Source organism: Spirillospora sp. NPDC046719, assembly GCF_040645715.1.
Classification (GTDB): Bacteria; Actinomycetota; Actinomycetes; order Streptosporangiales; family Streptosporangiaceae; genus Spirillospora.
This window is the reverse complement of sequence record NZ_JBEYYT010000409.1, coordinates 1-8,347: the sequence shown is the minus strand read 5'-3', so window position 1 is coordinate 8,347 and position 8,347 is coordinate 1. Positions and strand designations below refer to the sequence as shown.

Genomic DNA, 8,347 nt, shown 5'->3' with positions numbered 1-8,347 from the left:
CCGCGCGGCGCCCGGCGCCGCCTCCTGGCCGAGGCCGGAGAGCACCGCGACGGGGACGTCCACCCACGGCGTCCGCACGCCGCCGGTCGCGATGCCGTGCCCGTCCGTCCTCAGCCGCACCGGTTCGCCCGGCTCCAGGTCGAGGCGGCCGGCGGACGCCGGGGGAGCGCCCGTGCGCACCCAGCGGTCCAGCGCGGCGATCGCCGCCTGCGCGACGTAGTGCTGCTGCGGGCCGGAGTTGATCGGCAGCGGGAACGCGGCGCCGAGCGGTGCGGAGCGCGGCGCCAGCATCGCCGCCAGCTCGTCCGGGCGGCGCCGCCCGGAGTCGCGGAACGCGGCGTCGATCGTGTAGGTGTCGGCGTGCGCGGCGCCCGCGACCTCCCAGAGCCGGAACCGCTCGCCGTCCGGCTGCCGCGATCCCGCCGACCGCAGCAGCCCCGCCACGTCCGTCTCGCTCTGCACCGTGATGACGGGCGCGTCGGCGTCGGTGCGGATCCGGACGCGCCCCGCGCGCGTCTCCCAGCGGGCCCCGTCCAAGAGCGCCGGGCCTCCCGCGCGGCCGTGGATCAGGTAGCCGTCGTAACCGCCCGCGACGGGCGCGACCGCGTTGACGAACGTGACGAGGTGCGCGGCCGACTGCGACTGGCCCGCGGCGAGCACGCGGGACGCGCGGAGCGGCCCGAGCAGGCCGCCCTCCTCCCGCGCGAGCCGTCCGACCTGCGCGAAGACGTCGAACGAGAACGCGTTGCCCGGATGGTCGAGGGACGCGTACCGCTCCGGGTCGGTCCTCTTCAGCGGCGGAAGCGTGATGGAGGAGAAGTCGCCCTCCGCGGCGCTCAAGCGCGAGAACAGCGACTCGCCGTCGATGGAGTCCCGCTGCGCGGAGACGCCGATCCAGGCGGCGCCGTCCCGGACGAGCTGCCGGTGCGTCGTCAGCCAGCACGCCGGGGCGTCCGCGCCGGACGAGACGTTGAGCCATTCGACGACGACCGTCCCGCCGAACGCCGCCGGATCGGCCGGGCGGTGCACCACCAGGCGCGTCGTGAAGGGCGCGCGACGGCCCGGACGGACGGGCCACGCGCCGTCGTCGCCGGTCGCGCCGGCGGGCTCATAGGCGGTGGCCTCGCCGGAGGCGAAGAACTCCGCCGTCGTGTACCCGTGCTCGCCGAGGTCGAAGAGCGTGGAGATCAGGGACGGGGGGCCGTCCACGAGCCGGACGTCCATTCCTTCGGTGTCCTTTCTCGCCCTGGGAGGCGCGGGCCGGCGGCGGGGAGCGTCGGGGGCGGGGGAGCGAGCGTCAGGGGCGGGGAGTGTCAGGGGCGGGGCCAGGGACGTCCGCTCAGCCGCTCGATGTCGGTGTTGAACCGCTTGAGGCAGTCGGCGAAGGTCCGCACGTCCTCCGGCGGCCAGTCGGCCATGATCTTGTCCAGGCTCGCGACGATCCGGGCGCGCTCCTCCTCCAGCCGGCGCTCGCCCTCGGCGGTGATGCGGAACTTGCGGGCGATGCCGCCCTCGGGGTCGGGGATGCGCTCGGCGAGCCCGGAGCGCACCATGGCGGAGGTCTGCCGGTTCAGCGTGGACTGGTCCAGGCCGAACGCCTCGCTCAGCTGGCGGATCGACATCGGCCCCTCGACCCGGATGCGGCTGAGCAGGATGTAGGCGCTGCGCTCCAGGTGCCCGGCCGCGCGGGCGGAGCCGCCCGCGAACTCCAGGCTGTGCCGCCCGAGCAGCATGGTCTCGTACTCGACCCGGTGCGTCGGTTCGTCCATGGTGCCTCCGATCCGTGCCCCCGGGATCGGCCCTCCGGGTGCGTCTCCTGCTTATCACAGCGGATATGCGCGATACACACTTTGTGCATCCAGCACATCGTATGTATCGTGCATACGCTGATCCGTTCCCGAAGCCGATCCGTTCCCCGAAGAGGAGACCCACGTGGACGACTCCGGTCCCACCGTCCGCCCGAACGGCATCGTCGCGGTGCTGGCCGTCGCGGGCATCGTCGCCGCGTTCATGCAGACGCTGGTGGTGCCGCTGATCGCCGATCTGCCGAAGCTGCTGCACACGACGGCGTCCAACGCGACCTGGGTGATCACCGGCACCCTGCTGGCCTCCGCGGTCGCGATGCCGATGATCGGCCGGCTCGGCGACCTGTACGGCAAGCGCAGGCTGATGCTGGCCTGCATGGTGCCGCTGATCGCCGGCTCGGTGCTCTGCGCGCTGTCGAGCTCGCTCTGGCCGATGATCATCGGCCGCGGGATGCAGGGCCTCGGCATGGGCATGATCCCGCTCGGCATCAGCGCGCTGCGCGACCTGCTGCCGCCCGAGCGGCTCGGCTCGTCCATCGCGCTGATGAGCTCCTCGATGGGCATCGGCGGCGCGTTCGGGCTGCCGATCGCCGCGCTGGTCGCGGAGAACACCAACTGGCGCGTGCTGTTCTGGGGGTCGGCTGCGCTGAGCGTCCTCGTCGCCGTGCTGATCTGGCTGCTGGTGCCCGCCGTGCCCGCGCAGGCCGAGGGCCGCTTCGACGCCCCCGGCGCGGTCGGGCTCGGCGCCGGGCTGGTGTGCCTCCTGCTGGCCGTGTCCAAGGGCGCCGACTGGGGCTGGGCGAGCGGCACCACCGTCGGCCTCTTCGCCGCCGCCGTGGTCGTCCTGCTCGCCTGGGGCTGGTGGGAACTGCGCAGCGGCGACCCGCTCGTCGACCTGCGCGTCACCGCGCGGCCGCAGGTGCTGCTCACCAACGCCGCGTCGGTCGTGGTCGGCTTCTCCATGTACGCCCAGTCGCTGATCGCTCCGCAGCTCCTCCAGCTGCCCGAGCAGACCGGGTACGGGCTCGGCCAGTCGATGGTGGCCGCGGGGCTGTGGATGGTCCCGTCCGGCCTGGTGATGATGGCGGTGTCCCCGCTCGGCGCGCGGCTGTCGGCCGCCCGCGGCCCCAAGGTCACCCTGATCTGCGGGGCCCTGGTGGTCGCGGCCGGGTACGGGTCGTCGCAGGTCCTGCTGGGGCACGCCTGGGGCCTGATGATCTTCACCGCGATCTGCGGCGGCGGCGTCGGGCTGGCCTACGGCGCGATGCCCGCCCTCATCATGAGCGCGGTGCCGCGCTCGGAGACCGGCTCGGCGAACAGCTTCAACACGCTGATGCGCTCGATCGGCACGTCGGTCTCCGCCGCCGTCGTCGGGGCCGTGCTGTCGCAGATGACGATCAGCCTCGGCGGGCACGCGCTGCCCTCGGAGAACGGCTTCCGCACCGGCCTCGCGATCGGCTGCGGCGTCGCGGTCCTCGCCGCGCTGATCGCCATGACGATCCCGGGCCGCCGCGCGGCCGCCGCCGCCAGGGACGCCGCGCACGCCGAGCCGTCCACCGAGCCGGTGGCCTGACCGGCCCCTCCACGGGAACGCCTCGGGGCGGGCGCGCATCGTCGCGCCCGCCCCGAGGCCGTTCCGTCTCGGGCGCGCCGCCGGGGCCGCTACGAGCGGCCGGACGGCGGGGGCGTGGCGATCTCCGCCTCCTCCGGCGGCTCCAGGGGCGGGTAGCGCAGGTCGAACGCCGGCCGCATCGAGCGGATCCGCGGCATCGCCACGAAGTTGTGGCGGGGCGGCGGGCACGAGGTCGCCCACTCCAGCGAATTGCCGAAGCCCCACGGATCGTCCACCCCGACGGGTTCGCCGCGCCGGTGCGTCCGGTAGATGTTCCACAGGAACGCGAAGGTGGACGCGCCGAGGATGAACGCGCCGATCGACGAGACGAGGTTCAGCGTCGCGAACTGCTTCGAGTAGTCGGCGTAGCGGCGCGGCATGCCTTCGGCGCCGAGCCAGTGCTGCACGAGGAAGGTGGTGTGGAAGCCGACGAACAGCGTCCAGAAGTGGATCTTGCCCCAGGTCTCGTCGAGCATCTTGCCGGTCATCTTCGGCCACCAGAAGTAGAACCCGCCGAACATCGCGAACACCACGGTCCCGAACAGCACGTAGTGCATGTGCGCGACGACGAAGAACGAGTCGGTGAGGTGGAAGTCCATGGCCGGCGACGCCAGGATCACCCCGGTGAGGCCGCCGAACAGGAACGTCACCAGGAACCCGATCGCCCACAGCATCGGCGTCCGCAGGGAGATCTCGCCCTTCCACATCGTGCCGACCCAGTTGAAGAACTTGATGCCGGTCGGCACCGCGATCATGAACGAGGTGATCGAGAAGAACGGCAGCAGCACCTGCCCGGTGGCGAACATGTGGTGCGCCCAGACGGTCATCGACAGCCCGGTGATGCTGATGGTGGCGGCGACCATGCCGAGGTAGCCGAAGATCGGCTTGCGGGCGAACACCGGGATGATCTCGGTGACGATGCCGAAGAACGGCAGCGCCACGATGTAGACCTCGGGATGGCCGAAGAACCAGAACAGGTGCTGCCACAGCAGCGCGCCCCCGTTCGCCCCGTCGTAGACGTGCGCGCCGAGCTTGCGGTCCGCCTCCAGCGCGAACAGCGCGGCGGCGAGCACCGGGAACGCGATGATGACCATCAGGCTGGTCAGCAGGACGTTCCAGGTGAAGATCGGCATCCGGAACATCAGCATGCCGGGGGCCCGCATCGTGATGATGGTGGTGATCAGGTTGACCCCCGTCAGGGTCGTCCCGACGCCCGACAGGATCAGCCCCATGGCCCACATGTCCTTGCCCAGGCCGGGCGAGAACGTCGGCGAGGTCAGCGGCGAGTAGGCGAACCACCCGTAGTCGGCCGCGCCGCCCGGCATCAGGAAGCCCGCCAGCACGATGATCGCGCCGAACAGGAAGAAGTAGTAGGTCAGCGCGTTCAGCCGCGGGAACGCCACGTCCGGCGCGCCGATCTGCAGCGGCATGATCACGTTGGCGAACCCGAGGAACAGCGGCGTCGCGAACAGCAGCAGCATGATCGTGCCGTGCATCGTGAAGAGCTGGTTGTACTGCAGGGCGTCCATCACCTGCAGGCCCGGTTGCAGCAGCTCGGCCCGCATCAGCATCGCCATCAGCCCGGCGATCAGGAACATCGCGAACGACGTCGACAGGTACAGGTAGCCCACCGTCTTGTGGTCGGTCGTCGCCAGGACGTTCCCGATCCTCGTCCCGAGGCTGTGCCGTTCCAGCGCCTCCCCGGCGCTGGTGTCGGCCGCCTCCTCGACCGCCGTCATCCGGGTCCCCCTCCCGCTGGCCTGCCTACACCGGGCACTAGCCGGAGAAAGCCCACGTCAAACGCCCCTCGCGCCCTGATCATCGTCATGCCGCGGCCGCGTCCGGCCACCGTCCGCCGCGTGCCCGATACGCTCTCCTTGAAGATCAAGGACGACCGGCCGGACGGCGGGCGGCCCCGCCCGACCGTGCGGCACGACCGGGAGGGAGGGCGCCGTGGATCTGTCCGGTGTCGGTGTGTGGAGCCAGCAGCTGCGCTACGGGGACGCCGCCGAGGCGGCGGAGGCCGCCGCCGAGCTGGAGGAGCTGGGGTACAGCGCGATGTGGGTCCCCGACATCGGGGGACCGGTGTTCGACGCCGTCGGGAACCTCCTCGGGGCGACCCGCCGCGCGGTCGTCGCGACCGGCATCCTGAACCTCTGGATGCACGCGCCCGAGGACGCCGCCGCCGCGTTCGCGGCGCTGTCGGCCGAGCACGGCGACCGCTTCCTGATGGGCATCGGGGTCAGCCACGCCCCGCTGGTGGACTCCGCGGAGCCCGGCCGGTACCGCCGGCCGCTCGCGGCGATGTCCGCCTTCCTCGATGGCCTCGACGCGGCCGAGCGGCCCGTCCCCCGGGAGGGCCGGGTGCTCGCCGCGCTCGGGCCCCGCATGCTGGAGACGGCGGCGAAGCGGGCCCGGGGCGCCCACCCGTACCTCGTCCCGCCCGAGCACACCCGGATCGCCCGCGAGGCCGTGGGCGACGGCCCGCTCGTGCTCCCGGAGCAGACGGTGATCCTCTGCTCGACGCGGGACGAGGCGCGCGAGATCGGGACGGACTGGCTGCGCTCCTACCTCGGCCTGCCGAACTACGCGGGCAACCTGCTGCGGATCGGGTTCACGCAGGAGGACGTCGACACGGTGAGCGACCGGCTGTTCGACGCCGTGATCGCCTGGGGCGACGAGGAGGCGGTCCGGCGCCGGGTCGACGAGCACCGCGCGGCCGGCGCCGACCACGTCTGCGTGCAGGTGCTCACGGCGGACGGCAACGCGTTCCCGCGCGAGGAGTGGCGGCGCCTGGCCCCCGCGCTGCGCTAGCGCGGTCCGGTCCGTCCTTGGCGCCGGGCGGGCGGGCTGTCAGGCTGGAGTGATGCGGATACTCGTGATCGGCGCGGGGATCGTCGGGGCCGCGCTGGCCGACCGGCTCGCCCGCCCGGCGGACGGCGGGCGTGGCGCGGGCGACGCGGTGACGGTCGTCGAGGAGCTGCGGCCCGGCGCGGGGACGTCCGGCACCAGCTACGCGTGGCTCAACGCCAACGATCCCGCCGACCCCGCGTACCACCGGTTCCGTACGGCCGCGCTGCGCGCCTGGCGCGACCTGGCCGCCGGGTTCGGCGGGCCGTCCTGGTACCGGCCGGCGGGCAACACCGCGTGGGCGGCGTCCGAGGACGCCAAGGCGCGGCTGGCCGCGCGCGTCGACGACCTGGCCCGTCTCGGCTACGCCGCCCGCCTGATCGGCCCCGACCGGCTGCGCGAGCTGGAACCCTCCGTCCGCGTGCCGGGCGACGCGCTCATCGCGCACTACCCCGACGAGGGCTTCGTGCACGGCGGCCCGGCGGCGCGGGCCCTCGCCGGGCGGGCGGAGGAGGCGGGTGCGCGGATCGTCACCGGCCGCCGCGCGGTCCGCCTCAACCTCGACGGCGGCCGCGTCACCGGCGCGCGCCTCGACGACGGCCGGGACCTGGACGCCGACCTCACCGTCTGCGCCGCCGGACGGCACGCCCCCGCGCTGCTGGCCACCGCCGGGATCGCGCTGCCGCTGGTCGACCCGTCACGGCCCGGCTCGGCCGCGCCCTGCCTGGTCGCCACGACGACCCCGGCTCCCGGCGCGGTCAACGGGCTCGTGCACGGCCCCGCGCTGTCGGCCCGGCCGGCGGAGGACGGGGGCCTCGTCCTCGAAGCCGACGACATCGACGCCGGCATCGACGACACGGTCCCGGCGGAGCGGATCGAGGCCGCCGGCGCCGAACTCCTCGCCCGGGGCCGGGCCCTGATCCCCGGCCTGAACGCGGACGTCGCCGCAGTGCGCCGGTGCGTGCGGCCGCTGCCCGTGGACGGCTACCCGCTCGTCGGCCCGCACCTCCCCGGCCTGTACACGGTCGTGACGCACAGCGGCATCACGCTCGCCCCGCACCTCGCCGGACTGGTCGCGCAGGAGGTCCACGGCCGTCCCGCCGAGGCGCTGGAACCGTACCGGCCGGGATCGCGGGGCTAGCGAGGCGTCCGCGATCCCGGCCGGTCCGGATCAGGTGTGCGCGATGAGGACGGCCGGGTCCTCCACGCAGTCGGCCACGTAGCGCAGGAACCCGCCCGCGGCGCCGCCGTCGCAGACCCGGTGGTCGAAGGTGAGGGACAGCTGGGCGACCTTGCGCGGCACGACGGCGCCGCCGTGGACCCAGGGCCGGTCGACGATCCGGCCGACGCCGAGCAGCGCCGCCTCGGGGTGGTTGATGATGGGCGTCGAGCCGTCCACGCCGAACACCCCGTAGTTGTTGAGCGTGAACGTGCCGCCGGTCAGCGCCTCGGGCGGCAGCTTCCCGGCGCGGGCGAGGCCGGTGAGCCGGGCCAGCTCGGCGGCGAGGTCCCCGGTCGTCATCAGGTGCGCGTCCCGCACGACCGGCACGACCAGCCCCCGGTCGGTCTGCGCGGCGAAGCCGAGGTTCACCCGCCCGTGCCGGACGATCTCGGCGCGGCCGGTGTCGACCGAGGAGTTCAGCTCGGGGAACCGGCGCAGCCCGGACACGCAGATCCGGGCGAGCAGCGCGAGCACCCCGATGCCGAGGTCCGGGCGGGTCCGGCGCAGCGCGTCCTTCACGTCGAGCAGGGCGGTGGCGTCGACGTCCACCCAGGTGGTGGCGTCGGGGATCTCGGCGCGGCTGCGGGTGAGCTTGTCGGCCACCGCCCGGCGCAGGCCGCGCAGCGGGATGCGCTCGTCCACGAGTCCGGGCGCCGCCGTGGCCGCCCGCTCTGCGGCCGCCCGCTCTGTCGCCACCGGCTCTGCGGCCACCGGCTCCCTGGGGGCCGCGGCGGCGATGGCCTGCTCGACGTCGCGGCGCAGGATGACGCCGCGCGGGCCGGTCGGGACGACGGCGGCGATGTCCACGCCGTGCTCGCGCGCGATCCTGCGGACCAGCGGCGAGATCACCCGCGGCGC

7 protein-coding genes are annotated in these 8,347 nt (G+C 73.9%); 3 read left to right on the top strand and 4 right to left on the bottom strand.

The window, feature by feature from the left end; translation table 11 throughout:
- Positions 1-1,224: alpha/beta hydrolase domain-containing protein (locus ABZ914_RS41145; protein ID WP_500200067.1), on the bottom strand; the 1,224-nt coding region annotated here is incomplete at its 3' end.
- 89 nt (positions 1,225-1,313) lie between these two features.
- Positions 1,314-1,769: a MarR family winged helix-turn-helix transcriptional regulator gene (locus ABZ914_RS41140; RefSeq protein ID WP_387019761.1), complete on the bottom strand. Its 456-nt coding sequence runs from the start codon at positions 1,767-1,769 to the stop codon at positions 1,314-1,316.
- A gap of 163 nt (positions 1,770-1,932) precedes the next feature.
- Between ABZ914_RS41140 and ABZ914_RS41135 the strand changes: the two genes are divergently transcribed.
- Entirely contained in the window at positions 1,933-3,378 is a 1,446-nt protein-coding gene (locus tag ABZ914_RS41135) for an MFS transporter (protein ID WP_500200066.1), read from the top strand.
- Positions 3,379-3,467: 89 nt separating this feature from the next.
- Here ABZ914_RS41135 and ctaD read toward each other — a convergent pair whose 3' ends face one another.
- Complete coding sequence (gene ctaD, locus ABZ914_RS41130; RefSeq protein WP_500200064.1) at positions 3,468-5,156, bottom strand: aa3-type cytochrome oxidase subunit I; 1,689 nt, start codon at positions 5,154-5,156, stop codon at positions 3,468-3,470.
- Positions 5,157-5,370: 214 nt separating this feature from the next.
- Here ctaD and ABZ914_RS41125 point away from each other — a divergent pair, with 214 nt between their 5' ends.
- Together ABZ914_RS41125 and ABZ914_RS41120 are read left to right on the top strand one after the other, a co-directional pair.
- Positions 5,371-6,231 carry an LLM class F420-dependent oxidoreductase gene (locus ABZ914_RS41125; protein WP_500200062.1) on the top strand — a complete coding sequence of 287 codons (861 nt, stop codon included), beginning with the start codon at positions 5,371-5,373 and terminating at the stop codon, positions 6,229-6,231.
- 52 nt (positions 6,232-6,283) lie between these two features.
- Positions 6,284-7,408 carry an NAD(P)/FAD-dependent oxidoreductase gene (locus ABZ914_RS41120; RefSeq protein ID WP_500200060.1) on the top strand — a complete coding sequence of 375 codons (1,125 nt, stop codon included), beginning with the start codon at positions 6,284-6,286 and terminating at the stop codon, positions 7,406-7,408.
- A 30-nt stretch (positions 7,409-7,438) separates the two neighbouring features.
- Here the strand turns inward: ABZ914_RS41120 and ABZ914_RS41115 are convergent.
- A partial coding sequence (locus tag ABZ914_RS41115) for a dihydrolipoamide acetyltransferase family protein (protein ID WP_500200058.1) occupies positions 7,439-8,347 on the bottom strand: 909 nt, incomplete at its 5' end.